General features: G+C 61.4%; 1 protein-coding gene. It reads left to right on the top strand.

The genetic code is table 11. From position 1 onward, the window contains the following. On the top strand, positions 1 to 618 hold a 618-nt coding region (locus MKK60_RS06065; protein ID WP_243984374.1), incomplete at its 5' end, for an integrase core domain-containing protein. Positions 619 to 723: the final 105 nt, after the last annotated feature.

Raw genomic sequence — 723 nt, forward strand, 5'->3', positions numbered from 1 at the left:
CAGCCCAAGCGGGGGCGGATCTGGGACAACGACGGCTCCTGCGTCCGTCTTCGCCCGGAACACCGCAATCACGTGTGGTCGTACGACTTCGTCGAGGCCCGCACGCATGATGGAAGCAATATCCGGATGCTCAACGTGGTCGACGAGTTCACCCATGAATGCTTAGCGATCCGGGTCGCCCGCAAATTAAAGGCGATCGACGTCATCGACGTGCTCTCGGCTCTGTTCATCGTGCGTGGCGTACCTGGCCATATCCGTTCGGATAACGGCCCGGAGTTCGTTGCGAAGGCCCTCCAAGCTTGGATCACCGGCGTCGGAGCAAAGACGGCCTACATTACACCAGGCTCACCGTGGGAGAACGGCTACGTCGAAAGCTTCAACGCGCGGCTTCGCGACGAACTCCTGAACGGCGAGATCTTCTACACACTCAGGGAAGCGCAGGTCGTCATCGAAAGCTGGCGACGTCACTACAACGGCGTGCGCCCGCATGCCTCTCTGCGATACCGACCGCCGGCCCCGGAGGTGTTCATGCCAGCCTTCTCCGCTTGGCCGGCTGCGCTTGCCAGACCAGCTCCGCCGGACAAGCTACCCGTGGCGGAGCGGCCCACCGTGCACTAACTCTACCCTTGGACCACCTCGTGGGGGCCGATCAGACAGAGCACCTGCGTCACGGTATCCATAATGCAATTTGCGCGTTGTACCAGCATTGCAAACACGTCACAG

It is taken from the genome of Methylobacterium sp. J-092 (assembly GCF_022829325.1).
In the GTDB taxonomy this organism is placed as follows: Bacteria; Pseudomonadota; Alphaproteobacteria; order Rhizobiales; family Beijerinckiaceae; genus Methylobacterium.